The sequence below is a fragment of the Paenibacillus caui genome, assembly GCF_019904135.1.
Taxonomy (GTDB): Bacteria; Bacillota; Bacilli; order Paenibacillales; family Paenibacillaceae; genus Fontibacillus; species Fontibacillus caui.
Genome location: NZ_JAIOGQ010000040.1, coordinates 1 through 21,082 on the forward strand (window position 1 = coordinate 1; position 21,082 = coordinate 21,082).

Genomic DNA, 21,082 nt, shown 5'->3' on the forward strand with positions numbered 1-21,082 from the left:
TTACTCCGCCTTTCCCAAGTCCCCCATGCGAGGAACTTGCGTATCCGGTATTAGCTACCGTTTCCGGTAGTTATCCCAGTCTTACGGGCAGGTTGCCTACGTGTTACTCACCCGTCCGCCGCTAAGCATCAGGAGTGCAAGCACTCCGTCAGCTCCGCTCGACTTGCATGTATTAGGCACGCCGCCAGCGTTCGTCCTGAGCCAGGATCAAACTCTCCAATAAAGTTGTTCCTTTAATGAAAGAGCGATTAGCTCATTTTGAATCTGACGAGATTAGATGAAACTCGAATGAACATTCAAGCCATCCTAAATTCTCTTAAATCCGGATTTTACATCCGTAAAATCCTCTCACTCGTTGTTCAGTTTTCAAAGATCAAACTGTCTCATTCGTGAAGACAACTTGTCGCTGTCAACTTTTATATCATATCATGTTGAGAGAAATAAATCAAGCCTTTTTTTATAATCCATTTGTTTACAATAAAAGGCGCCGTCAAAGGCGGCATCGACTACTATACCCCAATGTACCGGCGCAAGTCAAGTTTATTTCAAAATTTCTTCTATATACAAATTATGGTGCTGAGCCAGGTTAATAATTTTATCTTTGACGGATACCATAGGACGTGTAGGATAATTGCGATCCGTAAAAATGATTTCTCCAATTTCATTCGTGTTCAGACGTACCATAGTTCCATGATGAAACTCAGTCACCTTGCTGACGAATGTCTGAACAATCGCCGGATCCAGTTCTCCGAATGCTTCTGACTGAAGTTCTTCCAGCACGAGGTACGGAGACTGTGCTTTACGGTATCTTTTCTTAAGGGTCATGGCGTGGAAAATATCCGCTACGGCCACAATTTTGGCGTAAACATGGATCTTGTCCCCTGTTAGATGAAGCGGATAACCGGATCCATCAATTTTTTCATGATGCTGAAGAGCAGCCAATCTTACCCCTTCATTTAACGCCGTAATATTTCGAAGCATTTGATATCCATACGTCGTATGAAGACGAACTTCTTCGATCTCTTCTGTATTTAAATTCATAGGCGAATATAAAATTTTGGGATCCACTTTGGCATTGCCGATATCATGGAGCAATCCCGCCAAGGCAACCTGAACCCAATCCCTTTGAGGCAGTCCATGCCATTGCGCAAGGCAATAAGACGTCAACGCCGTCAAGATGCCGTTATGGAACATGTAGTCGTATTCGTTCATATTTTTAGGGGTAAATGTCAGGATATTATAATTCTTAAGCATGCTGATCAACACTTCCAGTTGACTCCGCAGATCGAATACCGGAATGTTGGAAGCCAGAACCGATTGAAAAGAGCTTTTCAATATATTCAGCATCCGGTCATATTCCAGTTGGAACTTGTCAGAAGGCGAATGGCTGACTTCTTTTACAAGAGATACGGCAGGTGATGCAGCAGTTGACGCAGTATGTTTTCCTTCCTTGGCTACCTTTGCCTGGGAAACCTCCCGGCTTTTCATTCCTTCAATTTCGACTTGCTCAATCAGAAATGCCTGCAGGACATCCAGATCCCTGGGGAGCAGTACCTTTCCTTTAGGCATCAGCATCCCGCCAAGCGGAGTATGTACAGCACTTGCAACCTTGAGCCCCGGCTTCAATTCTGATACCGATACGATTCCCATATCTGATACCTCACTCATCTACTCTGATTCGCTGATTGAATCTGACGATCTACAATTCTTCAGCTCAAAGTCATTATATACGTCTTTAGAAATAGGAACAATCTCCCTTTTTCGAAATTCTAAATATTCAACACGTAAATAAAATAAAAATGCCCTTCAAACAGCATAAAAAATCCCACAAGATGACGGGAAAGATCTACATATCAAAACAAAACGGACCTTCTTGCGAAGATCCGTTTTGCCTTGGAGGAGACGTTTGGACTTATTCTTCCGAGTCTTCCGAATCCTCATTTATTTCTGGCGATGCTACTTCATCGGTTCCTGCAGCATCTTTCGATTCTTCTTGAGCGGTTATTGAAGCATCTTCTTCAAGCAGTTCGTTGGAATCATCTGATTTGTCCGTACGACAAACGGTCGCAACGAAGTCCTCATCACGGATGTTAATGAGTTTGACCCCTTGTGCATAACGACCCATCGTGCTGATTCCTGCCATACTTGTACGAATCAATGTACCGCTGCTCGTAATGATCATCAGGTCCTCGTCATCCTTAACAACCTTGAGACCAATGACGGTTCCGTTCTTCTCGGTAACATTAATCGTCTTAATCCCTTTGCCGCCCCGGCTCTGTACCCGGTAATCATCCACCGGAGTCCGTTTGCCGTAGCCTTTGGTTGTTACAATCAGAATATCCCGATCCGGTACAATAACGTCCATGCCGATCACTTCATCATTCGAATCAAGCGTAATGCCTTTAACCCCTGTAGCCGAACGCCCCATTGTCCGGACGTCGCTTTCCTGGAAGCGGATCGACATGCCTTGAGCGGTTCCCAAAATAACTTCCTGCTTGCCGTCCGTCATCTTCACATCAATGAGTTTGTCATCTTCACGCAAATTAATGGCGATCAGCCCGCCTTTGCGAATGTTGACATAATCTTCAAGCGGGGTCTTCTTAATAATCCCTTGCTGGGTAGCAAAGAACAGCAGCTTCTCCGTCTCCGATGGAACAACCGGAATAACCGCATTGACCGTTTCGCCCTGTTCGATTTGAATCAGGTTGATAATCGGCGTCCCTCTGGCCGTCCGGCCAAGCTCCGGAATTTCATAAGCTTTAATCCGGTAGGCTTTACCCCGATCGGTGAAGAACATCAGGAAATTGTGGGAGTTCGTGACAAACAGATGCTCCACAAAGTCGTCGTCCTTCGTATCCATACCTATAACGCCGCGTCCACCGCGTTTCTGGCTCCGATATGTCGTTACAGGCAGCCGTTTGATATAACCGGTATGGGTAATGGTAATGACAACCTCTTCCTGCGGAATCAAGTCCTCGTCCAGGATGTTGTCTTCACCCGCCGTGATTTCGGTCCGGCGCTCATCGGCGAACTTGTCCTTGATCTCCTGCAGTTCTTCACTGATAATCTTCAGGACCAGGGATTCATTAGCCAAAATTTCGCGGTACTCGGCGATTTTCTGGAGCAGTTCATTGTATTCATTCTCAATCTTGTCGCGTTCCAAACCGGTCAACCGGCGCAGACGCATATCCAGAATAGCCTGGGCTTGCTCGTAGCTTAACCCGAACCGGCTCATCAGGCCTTCCCGGGCCTCTTCATCCGATTTCGATGCCCGAATGAGGGCAATAACCTCATCGATATGATCGAGCGCGATGCGCAGACCTTCCAGAATATGCGCCCGGGCTTCCGCTTTTCGCAAATCGAATTCCGTACGGCGGCGAATCACTTCAATCTGGTGATCGATATAGTATTTCAGCACTTCATGAAGGGTTAATATGCGCGGCTCATTATTGACAATAGCCAGCATATTGATCCCAAAGGTAGACTGCATTGCGGTATGCTTGTACAGATTATTCAGTACCACATTCGGATTTACATCGCGGCGGAGCTCGATTACGATTCGCATACCGTTACGGTCGGATTCGTCACGCAGGTCCGTGATGCCTTCAATCCGTTTCTCTCTGACCAGTTCGGCAATTTTCTCCACAAGTCTGGCCTTGATTACCTGATAAGGCAGCTCATGAACGATAATCCATGCCTTGTTGTTATGCTCCTCAATCGTCGCCTTGGCCCTCATCGTGACCGAGCCGCGTCCGGTTGAGTACGCTTGTCTTATGCCCTCACGTCCCAAAATATAACCGGCCGTCGGAAAATCGGGACCCTTGATATAATCCATCAATTCGAGTGAAGTCAGTTCCGGGTTTTCGATCAAAGCCTGAACCCCATTGATCACCTCACCCAAATTGTGCGGAGGAATATTCGTGGCCATCCCCACCGCAATACCGGAGACCCCGTTAACCAAGAGGTTAGGGTAGCGGGCCGGCAGGACGACAGGTTCCTGCTCTTCCCCATCATAGTTAGGCATGAAGTCAACGGTTTCTTTATTCAGATCGCGCAGCATCTCCATAGCGATCTTGGACAGTCTTGCTTCGGTATACCGCATCGCTGCAGCAAAGTCGCCGTCGATGGAACCGAAGTTACCATGTCCATCCACCAGCATGTTGCGCATCGAGAAATCCTGGGCCATACGCACCATCGTTTCATAAACCGCCGAGTCTCCATGCGGATGATATTTACCGATGACTTCACCGACAATTCTGGCCGACTTCTTGAATGGCTTGTCCGGTGACATACCGAGCTCTGACATTGCATACAAAATACGGCGGTGAACAGGCTTCAGTCCGTCCCGCACATCCGGCAAAGCCCGGCTGACAATGATGCTCATTGCATAATCCATAAAGGACTCGCGCATTTCAACACCAATGTCACGATCTATAATTCGCAAGTATTTTTCTTCCGCCATGCTGAGCCTCCTTCAAATTTACCAGTATAGATCTATGGGGAAAGCCGCAAAAGTTACCCGCAAAAGGGAAGCCTAAGACTTGTCTGCACCACTTTTCGGGCAACCTTCAGAAAATGTATAAAAAGGCCGTTATCCTCTAAAAACACTAACATCCATTATATTACTTTCACAAAACAAGCACAATTAAACATTAACCCTGTAGACCTTCATCCCAAAGATAAGGCAGAAAAATAGGAAAATGTCCAATCCTGCGGCTTCCCGGATACATACACTAACCATATAGGCTTTTTTTCTTCCTATGGGCAGATGGAGAACAATGATCCTGTCAGGGATCCTGTCCCGAAGACCTTACCGATTCTACCGGAAATATAAAACACATGCAGCAAAACTACAGCCCTTATATTTCAAAAAAGTTATAAAATCACCGTATCTTATAATTATATCATTGTTTTACTCTTCTGTCCTATGTTTTTCAGCCTGATAAGGTTAGCAGCATTATTGCTTAGAAAGGAATGAAGCAGGTTTGCGCATCCAACGGATATCAAGCAAATGGGAGAAGACCAAGGTTTTGAACAGAAACGAACAGCTCAGAGTTTACATTCCGGATACCCGTCCGTTCTCTCCGGAACAGCTGGAGTCAATGTTAGAGGAATATGATATGGTTTATGTCAAGCCTGATCGCGGTACATTCGGGAATGGAGTGATGAGCGCCGAGCGTTATAGGGAAAATGAAGAGGAGGATTCACCTTGGATCTACAAGCTCCGTTTCGGCATCGAGTCCATAGCTTTCCAGTCTGTTCAGGAACTGCTTAAGACACTTGCAGAACGAATTGACAAAAGGCCATACCTCATCCAACAAGGAATCTCTATGATCACTCATGAAAACCGCAAGTTTGACCTTAGAGTTCTTGTGCAAAAGACCCCTCGCGGAAACTGGGAAACGACAGGCTATATCGGCCGGGTAGCGGCGAAGCAAAAAATTGTCACGAACCACCATAACGGAGGAATGGTCCTTTCCATCGAAGAACTTCTCAACGATTATTTGAACGGTAAGGAGCTGGCCGAGTTTATACGCAATTTGAGAGGACTTGGCGAAAGGGTCGGCTGGCAGTTGCAGAAAAAATACCCCAATCTTAAAGAAATCGGGCTGGATGTAGCCATTGATGAGGATTACTGGATGTGGGTTCTGGAAGTGAACACGCTGCCGGCATTGTTTCCGTTCAAATGGCTGAAGGATAAGTCCATTTACAAGAAGATCCGGGAATACGCCGTAGCCTACGGAAGACTTAGCGGCAAGAAGAAAACATCCTGAATTGTAAAAAAAGGTTAGGCCGATAGCTGTCATCGGTCTAACCTTTTCGTCTTAGATATCCAGGTTTCGCACGTACTTGGCGTGTTCCTGAATGAAGTCACGGCGCGGCTCGACGTTGTCGCCCATCAGTTTGTCGAACAGGGCGTCAGCCAGGATCGCATCTGAGATGGTAACCTGCTGCATCGTCCGGCTTTCCGGATCCATCGTCGTCTCCCACAGCTGCTCGGGGTTCATCTCCCCAAGCCCTTTATAGCGCTGAATGTTGTATTTAGCGCCTTCTCCAAACTCCTCGATGATTTCATCCCGTTCTTTCTCCGAACCGGCATAGCGAATTACTTTATTGCGTTCAATCTTGAACAGCGGCGGCTGCGCGATATAAACAAAGCCGGCTTCAATAATCGGACGCATGAAACGGAAAAAGAAGGTCAGCAGCAGCGTACGGATGTGAGCGCCGTCGACGTCCGCATCGGTCATAATGATGACCTTGTGGTAACGGGCTTTGGATATATCCAGCTCTTCGCCGATTCCCGTACCGAGCGCCGTAATAATCGCCCGAATTTCGGCATTGCCGAGAATCCGGTCAAGACGAGCCTTCTCTACGTTGAGAATTTTACCGCGCAGCGGCAGGATGGCCTGGAAATGGCGGTCACGGCCCTGTTTGGCCGATCCTCCTGCGGAATCGCCTTCGACGATGTACAGCTCGCTGATCGAGGCATCTCGGGAGGAGCAGTCCGCCAGCTTGCCGGGCAGGCTGCTTACCTCAAGGGCGCTTTTGCGGCGGGTCAGCTCGCGGGCCTTCCGGGCCGCTTCACGGGCTCTGGACGCCTGAATCGCTTTTTCAAGCACCCGTTTTGCTACAGCCGGATTTTCATCCAGAAATTCCTGCAGCTTCTCTGCAAACAGGGATTCGACAATACCGCGCACCTCGCTGTTCCCCAGCTTGGTTTTCGTTTGCCCCTCAAACTGCGGTTCCGGAATTTTCACGGAGATAATCGCCGTCAGGCCCTCTCTGACATCATCGCCGGACAGGTTGGATCCGCTGTCTTTAATAACGCCCGTCTTACGGGCATAATCGTTAATAATCCGGGTCAGGGCGCTCTTGAAGCCGGATTCATGAGAACCGCCCTCATGGGTATTGATGTTGTTCGCAAAAGAGTGGATGTTCTCCGAATAGCTGTCGTTATACTGGAGAGCAATCTCTACTTGAATCATCTCGCGGGAGCCTTCGACATAAATGGGCTCCTCGTGAAGCACTTCGCGGTTATGGTTCAAATATTTGACATACTCAATGATACCGCCCTCAAAGTGAAAAGAATCCGATTGTCCCGTACGCTCATCATGCAGCGTAATCACAATGCCTTTGTTTAGGAAAGCGAGCTCGCGGATCCGCGTGACCAGCGTATTGTAATCAAAGACCGTCGTCTCCGTAAATATTTCCGCATCCGGTTTAAACGTCGTCTTGGTTCCCGTTTCTTCACTTGTGCCGATCACTTGTAGCTCATATTGAGGCACCCCGCGATGGTACTCCTGCTGATAAATATGACCGTCACGCTTGATCTCAACGATCACTTTCTCCGATAGCGCATTCACAACGGATACGCCAACGCCATGGAGACCGCCGGACACCTTATAGCCCCCGCCTCCGAATTTGCCGCCTGCATGCAGAACCGTCATGACGACCTCGAGCGTAGATTTCTTCATCTTCGGATGTTCCCCAACCGGTATCCCCCGGCCGTTGTCAATCACGGTGACGCTATTGTCCTGGTGAACAATGACATCAATTTTGTCCGCAAAGCCGGCGAGCGCTTCATCGATGCTGTTGTCCACTACTTCCCATACCAAATGATGCAGCCCTCTGACGCTGGTGGAACCGATGTACATCCCCGGCCGCTTGCGGACGGCCTCCAGTCCCTCCAGCACCTGTATCTGACTCTCATCATACGATTGTCCGTTGATAGACATGCCTTCACCTACTTCTATGGATTATACTGCTGTAAAAAATTTATAATACAGATTCTAAGGGGTTACCCGTTTAGAGCTTATATTTCATACAAAGTATTGCATCTCTTCTTTAACGTTGCCGAAGAAATGGGGGAATAGTAAACCGTATGCTCGGTTACGACAATGGATTTCGCTTCTTCCTCACTAATCTGCACCATTCTCTTGGAGTTTAGCATGCTCGTCATAAACTGCTTTGAGATCCGGGACGACTTCACGATCGATATATCGAATATGGCAACCAGTTCCTTCGAAGAAATGACTTTCTCTCCACCCAGATGAATATACACTTGCCCGCCTCCGTCCTTAGAACATCACTTGCCCGTTATGAACATGAAAAATGCTGGCGTCCTTCAGCCGGCCGGCGTTAATGCTCTCCATACCGGTAGCCGTAATGAACGTCTGGACTCTGCTCTGGAATGTTTCGATCAGCTGTGTCTGGCGATAAGGATCCAGCTCTGACAATACATCGTCCAGCAGAAGGACCGGGTATTCCCCAATTTCCTGATGAATCAGCTCAATTTCCGCCAGCTTAAGCGAAAGCGCCGTTGTCCGCTGCTGTCCCTGCGAACCGAAAACCTGGGCTTCTTTTCCGTTAATATGAAAAGCCATATCATCCCGGTGCGGTCCGGCAAGCGTCATGCCCCGCCTAATCTCCTGATCTTTCAATTGTGATAACTTTATCATAAATTGCTCTAATAAGACAGCTTCATCTTCTTCATCCGCTGTTCCAAAGGATGGCAAATAGGTAAGTTCAAGGCTTTCTGCACCGTTCGTAATCCCAAAATGAATGTCGGAAGCCCACTTTTGCAGTTTTCTTATAAATTGTTTCCTTCTTTTAATGATTTTAACACCATGCTCTGCTAATTGCTCGTTCCATATTTCCAGCATGACGCCCGCTTCCGGACCGGCATGAAACGCACTCTTCAGCGTGTTGTTCCGCTGGAGGAGCACCTTTTGATACTGCTGCAAATGGAACAGATAGCTTGGCATGACCTGGCCGATTTCCATATCCAGAAACCGCCGGCGGATGCCCGGCGTTCCCTTTACGATCTCAAGGTCCTCAGGCGCGAACATTACCACATTCAGTGTTCCTACGAAGTCGCTCAGCTTGCGCTGCTCCAGGCCGTTCAATTTGGCTTTTTTGCCTTGTCCCGATAATCGCAGCTCCAGGCTGACGGTTCCGTATTTCTTCTCTATTTGAGCAGCAAGCACCGCTGCGTCTGCCTGAAAGGAGATCAATTCCTTGTCTTTGGACGTGCGGTGCGATTTGGTCAGGGCCAGCATCAGAATAGCTTCCAGGAGATTGGTTTTACCCTGGGCATTGTTCCCAAGCAAGAGGTTAACGCTGCCGAAGGAATCAAGCTTTAACTGCTCATAGTTCCGATAGTGCTCGAGATTTAAGTTTTTGACAAACATGCAGCAGCTCCCTTCTCTATAAGCGCCTTATCCTGTAGAAGAAACAGGGAACCGCACACCCTTATTTTCACTCTGCGACAACCTCAAAGGTGCCATGGCCCTCTACTTCTACCTTGTCTCCCGGATACAGCTTGCGTCCGCGGCGGTTTTCCGGTTCCCCGTTAACCTTGACGATGTCCTCCTGCAGCAGCGCTTTGGCCATTCCTCCTGTCGGCACGCAATCCGACAGCTTCAGAAACTGGTCGAGCTTGATATATTCGCTATGAATCTTGATTGGCTTCATCCGTAACTCTTCCTTCCCTGCTTTAGTTCGTTGTCCGGTAAGGCAGAATCAGATACAGGCTGCGGCTGTCGTCCATCGGTTTCACGATAATAGGGCTCATGGCGCCGGTAAACCCGAGATGGAGCTGTTCGCTCTCCACGACCTTCAGCACATCCAGCATGTATTTGGAGTTGAACGATATTTTCAGCGCATCCCCGGTAAAATCGATCACATCCAGCTGTTCGGTGACTTTGCCGAGCTCTGAAGAGCTGGACGAAATTTCAATCGTTCCATCCTCCATCGTCTGCAGTTTGACAATGTTCGTCTTCTCCTCGCGGGACAGCAAATAGGCGCGGTCGATCGAATCGCTAATTTTTTTTGTGTCCACAACAAGTTCTGTTTTGTAATGGGTCGGAATAATCTTAGAAGTATCCGGATACGTTCCATCCAGAATTCTCGAGTAGAACAGCACGCTGTCAATTTTGAACAGCACCTGGTTGTCGGCGACGACGATATCCACAACCGTATTTTGATCCGGAATGATTTTGCTCAGCTCATTCAGCGTTTTGCCGGAAATGACGATGTTGCTGAAACGGATGCCTTCCGCATTGTCAACCGGTGCCGTACGGCTGGCCAGGCGGTGACGGTCCGTCGCTACAAATTTGAACAAGCCCTCGCTCAAGTTCCAGAGCACTCCCGTCAGAATCGGCGTCGTTTCATGAGTAGAAATAGAAAATACCGTTTGTTTGATCATGTTCTTAAGCAGATCGCCCGGCAGGGAAATGACCTGGTCCTCTTCGATCGTCGGCAGAACCGGAAACTCCTCGGGATCGAGGCCCACCATCTGGATATCGGTTGAACCGGAGCGGATGAAGGTTTGGAAGCCTTCTTTTACCTCCATCTCAATTTCGGAAGAAGGAAGCTTCTTGATAATTTCGACGAAAAACTTGGCCGGCAGCACCACGCTCCCTGTACGTTCAATCTGCACGATCTGCTTGTTGTCTTCCTCCTGCGGAATGAATGCCTGAATCGATATATCCGTATCGCTTGCCGTCAAGGTTACGCCTTGAAAGTTAACCTCCAGCTTGATCCCGGTCAAAATCGGAATCGTTGTTCGGCTGGATATCGCCTTGGAGACATGCTGTATGGATTCGTTCAGTTCATTTTTCAAAATACGGATTTTCATAGTTTCACTCCTAAATGTATTGTGAAGCGGCTGTCTGACCTCGGTCTGCCGGTTTCCTTAAGGAAGGGCCGGAAGGCCCGTCTTAACGATGAAGTATTTATTTAAAACCCTTAGTAATAGCAGTAGGCACACTGAATATGTGGATAAGCCTGATAAGAACACAAAAGCAAGCCTATCCACATGTGCATAGCTTGTGCATAGGCTTTGATGCATTTGGCGAGTTATTCACTTGTGCATAAGTTGATGACTGGCTCTTCCCGTGTTTCTCTTATTTACCCGTTTACCCGAATGGTTTACGAAGTCGTATTCTTGATCTTGTCCGTAATGTTATTGATCACTTTAAACAGCTCCTGATCGCTCTTCATTTGCTGCGTGATTTTCTCATGGGCGTGAATGACCGTCGTATGGTCTCTTCCTCCAAAAGCTTCCCCGATCTTCGGCAGCGAATAATCGGTCAGTTCCCTTGATAAATACATGGCAATCTGCCTCGGAAAAGCAATGGCTTTCGTACGCTTGCGGGCTTTGAAATCTTCCAGCCGCAGGTTGTAATATTCGCCTACCTTTTGCTGAATGTCCTGGATCGTAATGATCTTCGGGCGGCTTGAAGGGATGATATCCTTGAGCGCTTCGGCCGCCAAATGCGTCGTGACATCCTGATTGATCAGCGACGAATAGGCGACAACCCGAATCAAGGCCCCCTCCAGCTCGCGGATGTTCGTATCGATCTGGTTGGCGATGTACATCATCGCTTCATTCGGAATATCCAGATTCTCGGCCCGCGCTTTTTTACGCAAAATAGCAATCCGCGTCTCCAGATCCGGAGGCTGAATGTCGGTAATGAGGCCCCATTCAAACCGCGATCTAAGCCGCTCTTCAAGCGTAGGAATTTCTTTAGGCGGACGGTCGCTGGAAATAATGATCTGCTTGCGCTCTTCATGCAGGGCGTTAAACGTATGGAAAAATTCCTCCTGCGTCGATTCCTTGCCCGCCAGGAACTGAATGTCGTCGATAAGCAAAATATCGATGTTGCGATATTTGTTCCGGAAGCTCTCGCCGCGGTTGTCCCGGATGGCGTTGATGAACTCATTCGTAAATTTCTCGGAAGAAATGTAGACGACTTTGCTGCTTGGCGAATGTTCGAGAATATAATGGCCGATCGCGTGCATCAGGTGTGTTTTGCCGAGTCCTACGCCGCCATACAGAAACAGCGGATTGTAGGCGCGGGCCGGCGCCTCGGCGACAGCAAGCGAAGCCGCATGCGCAAAACGGTTGCCTGAGCCGATAACAAACGTGTCAAACGTGTATTTGGGATTGAGCATGTTCGATATAGGCTCTTCAACCACTACCGGCTGCTGCTGTGGCTGCGGCAGAATCGGTTCGGCCGGTTTGTTCTCTTCAATCACAAAAGAAACTTCAAGCTGCTTCCCGATCTCTTCATAAATCGTGGTCGATACAAGCTTGGTGTAACGGCTTTCCAGCCATTCCACGGCAAAGGTCGTCGGCGCGGAAATGACAACGGCACGGTCGGAAATGGATACGGGCTTGGTGGCCTTGAACCAGGTGTCAAAGCTTGGCTTGCTTAGTTTCGTTTGGATGATGGAAAGAATTTGCTGCCATAATTCAGAGGTATGGCTGTCCACAGACTGTCACTCCTTTTAAAACTTACAATTGTGGCTTAAGCCATAAAATAGCTCCACCAAGTGGAGCCTTTGCTTCAGGCTTTGTCCCGCACGATTCGCAGGCCGAGAAGACTGAAATACTGTTTTTAAACACATAAATAGTCGAAAAAACAGAAATAAAGGGGAAAATTATCCCCAATAGTTGTGTTTGTGGATTAAGATTAAAAGAGGATAAATTCGAATTGTTCACAATTTTATCCACAGGGTGTTGATAAAGCTGATGGGATTCATAGATATTCACACCGAAAAGCAATCTAATCATAGCAAAAGAAGGCTTATATTTCAATGAGTGGGCGGAATTTATCCACAAATTCAATAACTTGTGCATAAATTTGCTTCACACCACTACATATTGTTTATAAATTGTTTAGTATTCGACAGAAACCGAAAAAAGGCAGCAAAAATTATGCACAGGTTATGAAGAATGTCCGTTTTTCCTGTCTTCCAAGTTATCTACAGGCTGCCTTAATTTCATGAAAGATTTTGGATGAAGAAAAATAGCGCAAAGAAAAACGTGCATCACGCGGATAGCACGTTTTTCTTTGCGCTGAATGATTTTGGTAAGCTAGAGGCTGCTACAGACTGCTGAGCTTGCGCTGAAACCGGGCGATATCGGCATATTCGTCTTCAAGCTTGCGGGAGATCCGAATGAAAATAGGGAGCAGCTCCTTGTACAGCGTTGTATGCTCTTTTATCGGCATATGCTGATAGGTGGCCCCAACCATACCGGAAACCACACTCAGCGATTCCGCCCGGCCGGTGGCATACAGGCCAAGAACGACAGCTCCGAGACAGGAGCTTTCAAAGCTCTCAGGAACCGTAACGGGCTGCTCAAAAATATCGGCCATCATCTGCCTCCACAGCTCGGAGCGCGCAAAACCGCCTGTTGCCAGTATTTTATTCGGCTGGCCGATCTGTTCCTCCATGGCGAGGAGCACCGTATACAGGTTATAAATGACGCCTTCCAGGACGGCGCGGATCATATGCTCCTGCTTATGATGGAGTGTCAGGCCAAAGAAAGAGCCTCGGGCGTTCGGATTCCATAGCGGAGCTCGCTCCCCGGAAAGGTAAGGATGGAACAGCAGGCCGTCCGATCCAGGACGAACGCGTTCCGCAATTTTGGTGAGCACGTCATAGGGGCTGATGCCGAGCCGCTTGGCTGTTTCGACCTCGGCGGCCGCAAATTCGTCTCTTGCCCATCGCAAAATAACGCCGCCGTTATTGACCGGTCCTCCGATAACCCATTGATTGCCTGTGAGCGCATAGCAGAAGATGCGTCCCTTCGGATCGATTACCGGCCGGTCAACCACGGTGCGAATCGCGCCGCTGGTGCCGATTGTAACCGCAACGACACCGGGATCGATCGCATTCACGCCGAGGTTGGACAGAACTCCGTCTGTGGCGCCGATAATGAAAGGCGTATCCGGATCCAGGCCCATTTGGCCTGCATATTCCGGGTTCATACCCTTCATTTCATAGGTGGTGGGCACAAGGCGCGATAAGCGGTCCCTTGTGATGCCCGCCACGTTTAGCGCTTCTTCGTCCCAATCCAGCTTGTTCAAATCTAGGAGCCCGGTACAGGAGGCCATGGAATAGTCTATGACATACTCTCCGAACAGCTTGTGAAATATATATTCTTTTATAGAAATAAATTTATTCGTTTGGGCAAACATTTCAGGCTCTTCATGACGCATCCAGAGGAGCTTGGTCAAGGGAGACATCGGATGGATGGGCGTGCCGGTTCTCAGAAAGATCTGATGTCCGCCCAGCTCCAACTTCAGTTTTTCCGTCCATTCGGCGCTTCGATTATCCGCCCAGGTCATGCACCGCATCAGCGGCTTATGCTCCCCGTTTACCGGGATGACACTGTGCATAGCGGCGCTGAAGGAGACGAACATGATGCTGCCTTGAGAAACCCCGCTTTGCTCTATAATTTGCTGCACAGATCGTAGTACGGCCGTAAAAATTTGCTCCGGATCCTGCTCGGCGATGGCAGAAGTCGGCGTATATAGAGGATATTCTTCACTTGCTTTCGCAACAATGGATCCGTCCTGCTTGAAAAGCACCGCTTTCGTGCTGGTTGTGCCGATATCGACCCCGATCATATGCGACTCATGATTCATAATTATGCCTTCTCTCCACTTTGAATATCTGGTTTAGTTTGTTCTTACTTATATAAACGTACTCAAAATCAGAATAAACACAAGGGCAACAACCGACAAAATGGTCTCCATGGCCGTCCAGGACTTTAGAGTTTGCGGAACCGACATATTGAAGAATTCCTTGATCATCCAGAAGCCGGCGTCATTGACATGCGACAGTACCAGGGAGCCGGCTCCGGTTGCCAGAACGACAAGTTCAACGCTGGTACCGGGTGTCAGCGCCAGAACCGGAGCGACGATGCCGGCAGCGGTCGTCATGGCGACTGTCGCTGAACCGGTAGCCACACGAATCAGGGCCGCTGTAAACCAGGCGAACAAGATGACATTAATATGGGCATGAGCCGCAACATCGGCAATGGCGTCCCCGACCCCGCTGTTGATCAAGACCTGCTTGAAAGCCCCGCCGCCGCCAATAATCAAAATAATTGTAGCGGTTGGCGCCAAACATTCGCTGCTGAATTTGGAAATCTGTTCTTTGGAGAAGCCTCGGACAAATCCAAGTGTGAAAAAGGCGAATACTACAGAAATCAGCAGGGCAATGACTTCATGCCCGATAAATTCGCAGAACTGGGTAAAGCCTTGCGTTCCCTCCGGATCGATAATATCCGCGATGGAGCCGGTCAGCATTAGAATAACCGGCATCAAAATGGTCAATAAGGTAATGCCGAAGCCCGGGAGCTCTGACGTTTGTTTTTCGGCAAATTGCTTGGCCAGATTTTCAGGCGGAGTGACCTCAATCCGTTTCCCGATGAATTTTCCAAACAGCGGTCCGGCAATAATAGCGGTAGGCAGTCCCACAATGAGCGAAAACAAGATCGTTCTTCCGAGATCCGCTTGATAAGCGTCGATCGCAATCATTGGTGCCGGATGAGGGGGCACAAGACCATGTACCGTGGACAGGCCGGCAAGAATGGGAATGCCGATTTGCAGCAAAGACATTTTGGTTTTGCGGGCAACGGTGAATACGATAGGAATGAGCAGAATGACGCCAACTTCAAAAAAGACCGGAATGCCGACGACAAAACCGACAATCATCATCGCCCAATGAACCCGTTTCTCCCCGAATTTATCGATCAGCGTTGTGGCGATGCGTTCCGCGCCGCCGGATTCCGCCATCATTTTTCCCAGCATGGTCCCAAGGCCAATTACAATCGCTATCGTACCAAGGGTGCCGCCAAGTCCGCTGGTAACCGATGTGATGACATCGGAGGCCTTCATGCCAGAAAGCAGCCCGAGCAGCAGGGCGGAGATGAGCAGCGTGACAAAGGGATTCCATTTGAACTTGGAAATCAGGACGATCAGGAAAATAATGACCAGCAGCGTCCAGACAAGCAGTGTGCCTTGATGGCTGAGCCCGAACAATGTATTCATGAGGAACCTCCTTTAATAAACGTTTGTATTTCATAATAACGCTTACAATTCCATGTTTTTTCATTCAGCTTCATTCGTTGGCATAAGTGTGAAAATATGATGTATACTCGTCGACAACTTATGGTAAAAAGCGCCGGAGGAGCAAACGCTTTTTATCTACTCGGGGTTAGGTATCAGGCAAACTGAGATGGAGGGTGTTGCGGGAATCGGCGAAATATTCCTCGACCTCATGGTGAATCCCTGCCGCATCCCCCGATTGAAGCGCATCCATTAGTTTGTTGTGTTTCTTAATGACTCTTATGATATTGTCTTCACCCAAGGAAAACATCTCCTCGGTCGTGATCAGCATGACGGCCATTACAATAGGGCGGATACTGTTCCACAGATGCAAAATGCGGGAGTGCTTCGCTTCGCGAATGATCGTCTCATGAAAGGCAAGGTCCTGATAAGAGAACTCAACCTTATCGTGATGCTTCGCTGCAAGCTCCATCCTGTCAATAATCTTCCTGAGGCTGTCAATCAGTATTGCCGTATCGGCCTCTGCCAGCCTTTGCTGAGCGAAGGTTTCAATTAAGTAGCGAACGTCATAAAGCTCTTCAATTTCCTGCAGGCTGAGTCCCAAGACGACTGCACCCATCCGTTCCAGACGAATAAGTCCTTCCGCGGCCAAGGCCTTCATCGCTTCGCGAACAGGGGAACGGCTTGTTCCGAACTCGGCGGCAATCCGGTTCTCCGTCAAAATTTCGCCCGATTTAACAGTTCCGTTAATGATCCGCTGGCGAAGTTCGCAAGCAATCGATTCTCCCAGGGACGCCCCTTGCAGCCATACAGCGGGATAATGCATGGTTTACCTCTCCAATCGTTAAATAAATTGTTACAGGTAGTCTGATTCTATCACAAATGAAGGCGCATACATTAAACAGTTGTTTAGCATAACATCATTTTGAACAGGCGTTGGCTTTCGGAGGACATCAGCTCCTTAAAAATATCGGTATACCTGTATACAACTTCAAGGTTGTGGTTTTATTTTACTCCTCCAAATGTTCACTGTAAAGACAAAATTGAAAGCGCATTATTTTCAATTGTCATTTTAGAAGCTCAATTAATGGCTTAGAGGATATTTTAAATGGTTATCCACATGTGAATAATTGATTTTTGAGTAGAAAAAGAGTACGAACCTGTGGATATTTGGTGCCGGACGGATGGGGCAGAGGTTCCGGTTGACTTTGGGCACATTTTATGATTAAATGTTAAAAGGCTTTTTCTGCGGTAAAATTTAATGAAGAAGAAGTAGGAGTATCCTGTTAGGAGGTGCAATAGATGAAACCGACTTTCAAACCGAACGTGAGCAAGCGCAAAAAGGTTCATGGTTTCCGTACAAGAATGAGCACGAAAAACGGCCGCAAGGTGTTGGCTGCTCGTCGTCAAAAAGGCAGAAAAGTATTGAGTGCCTAATACGTGCGTGCGTAAAGACCACTACGGTGGTCTTTTTTTCATAAAATAGCCATTTGGATTCGATTCTCATGTTAAAAATGAGGGTTAGGGCAGGCTGAAAGCAGCCCATAATGAAGAAACGGGGTCGTTCCTTTAACGGGAGCCGGCCTTCGATCAAGATAGCAAGGAAAGCAAGGAGAAAAGCCGTGCATAAAAAGCTGCGTTTACGCAATCGCGCCGATTTCGGTCGTGTATACCGTAATGGAAAGTCTTTCGCAAACCGCCAGCTCGTTGTTTACTGGTCACCCAGACCTGAAGTGGAACAGTTTCGGCTTGGCGTGTCCGTTAGCAAGAAGGTGGGCAATGCAGTCGTCCGTAACCGGATGCGCAGGCTGATTAAGGAAATTGTCAGGCTGAACAAGGACAAGCTGAACGAGCACGTCGATATCATCTTTATCGTACGTAAAGGCGCCCTTGAAATGAGCTATGGAGACCTGCAGAAAAGTGTCCTCCACGCCCTGCGTAAAGCCGCACTGCTCAAGGGCTCGAAGTCGTAAGCGGCTTATTTTCCTTGTCCGCTTAATTATGGTATGATTTAACCTGATGGAGTCTTAAGAGAGGGGTTTTGAAGTGTCTTTACTGAAGACTAAAAGAAGCAGATGGATTCTGCTTATTATGGCTATTGGCCTGATTGCCATTTTGGCTGGCTGCGGAACATCCGCCCATCAGGCAACAACCACCGAAGATTTGCGTACCGGCAATTTCTGGAATTCCAACGTTGTCTATTGGTTCTCCCTGTCGCTTGACACATTTGCCAAGTGGTTTAACGGAGAATACGGACTGGCGATCCTGCTCATGGTGATTATCGTCCGGACGCTGATTTTGCCGCTTACACTCAAGCAGGTGAAGAGCTCGAAGGCGATGCAAGCCATTCAGCCGGAACTGACCAAAATCAAAGAAAAGTATAAAGATAATCCTCAGCAGCAGCAGCAGGAAACGATGAAGCTGTTCCAGGAACATAAAGTCAATCCGATGGCTGGCTGCTTCCCGCTTCTGATTCAGATGCCGGTATTTATCGCGCTGTATAATTCGATTATCTATAACGGCGCTATCAGAAACCATTCATTCTTATGGCTGGAACTTGGCAAACCGGACCATCTGTTCATTCTGCCTCTGCTTGCCGCGGTTACGACATTTATCCAGACGAAGATGATGTCCAGCATGAATCCTGCAAGCATTGCAGGACCGATGCAGTTTATGATGTTTATTTATCCGGTGCTTATTTTCTTTATGGCTTACAATTTCCCTTCCGCACTGCCTCTGTACTGGGTTTATAGTAACCTGTATACAATCGTGCAGAACTTCTTCCTGTACCGGAAGCCTGCAGCGGTCGCGACGGCCGGCGGAACTGATGGCAGCGACGGAAAGAAAGGCAATTCCAAAAAAGGCGGCTCGAATTTAAAAGCCGGTACTCCTAACCGGAGCGCCAAGGAGGCCAAAAAGTCGAAATGAACAAAGTTGTGACGTCGGGAAAGACTATTGAAGATGCTGTTAAACAAGGATTGGCCATGCTCGGTACGACCGAGGATAAAGTTGCCGTTACCGTGCTTGAGCAGCCGTCAAGAGGATTTCTGGGTCTGATCGGGACGAAGCCAGCTAAAGTAGAGCTGTCGCTGCCTGCAGCGAATCGTCCGGAATCGGAACTGCCGAAAGAGGATCAACCGGTCTTTCATGATACCGTGCCGGAACCGGCGCGGGGAGAAGAGGGACAAGGCCGGGATCCTTATGAGGCGGCGGCGTCATTTCTGCGTGAAGTCGGCGAAACTATGGGTCTCCAGTTGGAAGTGGAGATTAAGAAGAATCGCGAAGGAACGCTGCTGGATATATCCGGCAGCAATTTGGGACTGCTGATTGGCCGCAGAGGTCAAACGCTGGATGCGCTTCAGTATTTGGCGAACATTGTGGCCAATCGATATTCGAACAGCTTTGTGCGTCTGATTCTGGATGCTGAAAATTTCCGGCAGCGCCGGAAGAAAACGTTGGAGGAACTGGCCGAACGGTTGGCTGCCCGGGTAGCTCGGACAGGCAAGGAGGTAGCGCTCGAACCAATGCCTCCCCAGGAACGAAAGGCGATTCATGCGAAGCTGCAGAATCATCCTGACGTGAGGACGTTCAGTAAAGGCGAGGAGCCGAATCGGCGAGTCGTCATTACGCCAAGAACCAAGTAAACAAGCGAACCGCAATGACGTACTGCTCCGGCACAACGTCATTGTTTTTTATTCTAAAGAACATTGAGGAAGAGGGGAAAGACTTGACATGTTAAGCGATACCATTGCTGCGATATCGACAGCTGTAGGAGAAGGCGGTATTGCGGTCATCCGCGTTAGCGGACCTGATTCCATTGCGGAAGTGGGGCATTTGTTCCGTTCCCGTATTCCGCTAAACGAAGCAGACAGCCATACCGTGCATTACGGTTTTATTATAGATCCTGAAACTTCCGAGAAGCTGGAGGAGGTTCTGGTCACGATCATGCGTGCTCCCCGTTCCTTCACGACGGAAGATATAGTGGAGATCAGTACCCACGGCGGTGTCATTTCCGTGAAACGGGTCATGGACCTTTTGCTTCAGCAATCCAAGATTCGGCTTGCGGAGCCGGGGGAATTTACGAAGCGGGCTTTCCTGAACGGAAGAATTGACCTTTCTCAGGCTGAGGCTGTCATTGATCTGATCCGGTCGAAATCGGACCGGGCCTTCTCGGTGGCTCTGAAGCAGGTGGGAGGACAGCTTTCGGGAAAAATAAAAGAAATGCGTCATACGCTGGTAGAGACGCTTGCGCATATTGAAGTCAACATCGATTATCCGGAGCATGATGTCGAATCGATGACGACCGGGTTTATCAAGGACCGCTGCAGCCAGGTAGTGGACCAGATTGAACGGCTGCTGAAGACGGCAAACGAAGGTAAAATTTTGCGGGAAGGCATTACTACAGCGATTGTTGGTCGTCCGAATGTCGGCAAATCATCGTTGATGAATGCGCTGACGCGGGAGAATAAAGCCATTGTGACGGATATTCCGGGGACAACGCGGGATGTGATTGAGGAGTATGTAACCATCAATAATATTCCTCTCAAATTGCTCGATACCGCCGGGATTCGCGAGACGCTTGATGTAGTCGAAAAAATCGGAGTGGAGCGTTCCAAAGCTGCCGTGGATGAAGCAGACCTGATCCTGTTCGTATTGAACGGGGCGGAGCCGCTGCATGAGGATGAGCGGGTTCTAATCGAAAGCATCCGCCATCGTCAGGTGCTTGTCCTGATCAATAAGGTTGATTTGCCGCAGCAGCTGGACCGAAATGCGCTGCGGACGTATTTTGCAGAGGATCAGATGGTTGAGCTGTCGGTGAAAACTCATGATGGTTTGCAGCGGCTTGAAGAGGCGATTACGAACCTGTTCTTTGGGGGAAAGCTGGAATCCGGCGATTTGACCTACGTCAGCAACGTGCGGCATATTGCGCTGCTGAAGAAGGCCAAGCAATCGCTGCTGGATGCTTATGAAGCGGCAGATAGCGGCATCCCGATTGATATTATGCAAATCGATGTCCGATTGGCCTGGGAACAATTAGGCGAGGTGATCGGCGATTCAGCGCCGGATGCGCTGCTGGATCAGATTTTCTCGCAATTTTGTCTGGGCAAATAAATGCAAAATGCAGGAAATGCGTTTATCCGGCTGCACTTCATGGTATCATGGTAGAGCAGCTCATTTTAAATTTAATCCATTCAGGGTTTTGAAAATCCTAA

17 protein-coding genes and 1 rRNA gene are annotated in these 21,082 nt (G+C 48.6%); 6 read left to right on the top strand and 12 right to left on the bottom strand.

Annotated features, from left to right (window positions below):
* The 3 genes from K7397_RS18890 to gyrA all read right to left on the bottom strand — a co-directional run.
* Positions 1-223 (bottom strand): 16S ribosomal RNA (locus K7397_RS18890); the annotation flags it as partial.
* A 317-nt stretch (positions 224-540) separates the two neighbouring features.
* A complete protein-coding gene (locus tag K7397_RS18895) occupies positions 541-1,650 on the bottom strand; it encodes an HD-GYP domain-containing protein (protein ID WP_223069958.1) in 1,110 nt (369 codons plus the stop codon).
* 262 nt (positions 1,651-1,912) lie between these two features.
* Positions 1,913-4,462 carry a DNA gyrase subunit A gene (gene gyrA / locus K7397_RS18900; protein ID WP_223069959.1) on the bottom strand — a complete coding sequence of 850 codons (2,550 nt, stop codon included), beginning with the start codon at positions 4,460-4,462 and terminating at the stop codon, positions 1,913-1,915.
* Positions 4,463-4,985: 523 nt separating this feature from the next.
* Between gyrA and K7397_RS18905 the strand changes: the two genes are divergently transcribed.
* Positions 4,986-5,774, top strand: a complete 789-nt coding sequence (locus K7397_RS18905; protein WP_223069960.1) for a YheC/YheD family protein — start codon at positions 4,986-4,988, stop codon at positions 5,772-5,774.
* 51 nt (positions 5,775-5,825) lie between these two features.
* Here K7397_RS18905 and gyrB read toward each other — a convergent pair whose 3' ends face one another.
* From gyrB to K7397_RS18950, 9 genes are all read right to left on the bottom strand, one after another.
* Positions 5,826-7,736 (bottom strand): DNA topoisomerase (ATP-hydrolyzing) subunit B, encoded by a 1,911-nt coding sequence (gyrB, locus tag K7397_RS18910; protein WP_223069963.1) that lies wholly within the window; start codon positions 7,734-7,736, stop codon positions 5,826-5,828.
* Between the two features lie 77 nt (positions 7,737-7,813).
* A complete protein-coding gene (gene remB, locus K7397_RS18915; RefSeq protein WP_223069965.1) occupies positions 7,814-8,062 on the bottom strand; it encodes an extracellular matrix regulator RemB in 249 nt (82 codons plus the stop codon).
* Between the two features lie 16 nt (positions 8,063-8,078).
* Complete coding sequence (gene recF, locus K7397_RS18920) at positions 8,079-9,191, bottom strand: DNA replication/repair protein RecF (RefSeq protein ID WP_223069967.1); 1,113 nt, start codon at positions 9,189-9,191, stop codon at positions 8,079-8,081.
* A gap of 67 nt (positions 9,192-9,258) precedes the next feature.
* Positions 9,259-9,474, bottom strand: a complete 216-nt coding sequence (yaaA, locus tag K7397_RS18925) for a S4 domain-containing protein YaaA (RefSeq protein WP_223069969.1) — start codon at positions 9,472-9,474, stop codon at positions 9,259-9,261.
* Positions 9,475-9,496: 22 nt separating this feature from the next.
* The gene (gene dnaN, locus K7397_RS18930; RefSeq protein WP_223069972.1) at positions 9,497-10,639 is read right to left on the bottom strand and encodes a DNA polymerase III subunit beta; all 1,143 of its coding nucleotides are present in this window, start codon (positions 10,637-10,639) and stop codon (positions 9,497-9,499) included.
* A gap of 293 nt (positions 10,640-10,932) precedes the next feature.
* Positions 10,933-12,279, bottom strand: coding sequence for a chromosomal replication initiator protein DnaA (gene dnaA / locus K7397_RS18935; RefSeq protein WP_223069974.1), 1,347 nt, complete (start codon positions 12,277-12,279; stop codon positions 10,933-10,935).
* 614 nt (positions 12,280-12,893) lie between these two features.
* Entirely contained in the window at positions 12,894-14,441 is a 1,548-nt protein-coding gene (gene gntK / locus K7397_RS18940; protein ID WP_223069976.1) for a gluconokinase, read from the bottom strand.
* Between the two features lie 48 nt (positions 14,442-14,489).
* Entirely contained in the window at positions 14,490-15,851 is a 1,362-nt protein-coding gene (locus K7397_RS18945; RefSeq protein WP_223069979.1) for a GntP family permease, read from the bottom strand.
* A gap of 166 nt (positions 15,852-16,017) precedes the next feature.
* Entirely contained in the window at positions 16,018-16,695 is a 678-nt protein-coding gene (locus K7397_RS18950; RefSeq protein WP_223069981.1) for a GntR family transcriptional regulator, read from the bottom strand.
* A 476-nt stretch (positions 16,696-17,171) separates the two neighbouring features.
* Here K7397_RS18950 and rpmH point away from each other — a divergent pair, with 476 nt between their 5' ends.
* The 5 genes from rpmH to mnmE all read left to right on the top strand — a co-directional run bounded on the left by rpmH (position 17,172) and on the right by mnmE (position 20,981).
* Positions 17,172-17,306 (top strand): 50S ribosomal protein L34, encoded by a 135-nt coding sequence (gene rpmH / locus K7397_RS18955; protein ID WP_127530040.1) that lies wholly within the window; start codon positions 17,172-17,174, stop codon positions 17,304-17,306.
* Positions 17,307-17,491: 185 nt separating this feature from the next.
* Positions 17,492-17,842, top strand: coding sequence for a ribonuclease P protein component (gene rnpA / locus K7397_RS18960; protein ID WP_223069983.1), 351 nt, complete (start codon positions 17,492-17,494; stop codon positions 17,840-17,842).
* Between the two features lie 73 nt (positions 17,843-17,915).
* On the top strand, positions 17,916-18,797 hold the full coding sequence (locus tag K7397_RS18965) for a YidC/Oxa1 family membrane protein insertase (RefSeq protein ID WP_223069986.1): 882 nt from the start codon (positions 17,916-17,918) through the stop codon (positions 18,795-18,797).
* Entirely contained in the window at positions 18,794-19,513 is a 720-nt protein-coding gene (gene jag, locus K7397_RS18970) for an RNA-binding cell elongation regulator Jag/EloR (protein ID WP_223069988.1), read from the top strand. Before K7397_RS18965 ends, jag begins: the two co-directional genes overlap by 4 nt.
* Positions 19,514-19,601: 88 nt before the next feature.
* Positions 19,602-20,981 carry a tRNA uridine-5-carboxymethylaminomethyl(34) synthesis GTPase MnmE gene (gene mnmE, locus K7397_RS18975; protein WP_223069991.1) on the top strand — a complete coding sequence of 460 codons (1,380 nt, stop codon included), beginning with the start codon at positions 19,602-19,604 and terminating at the stop codon, positions 20,979-20,981.
* Positions 20,982-21,082 lie beyond the last annotated feature (101 nt).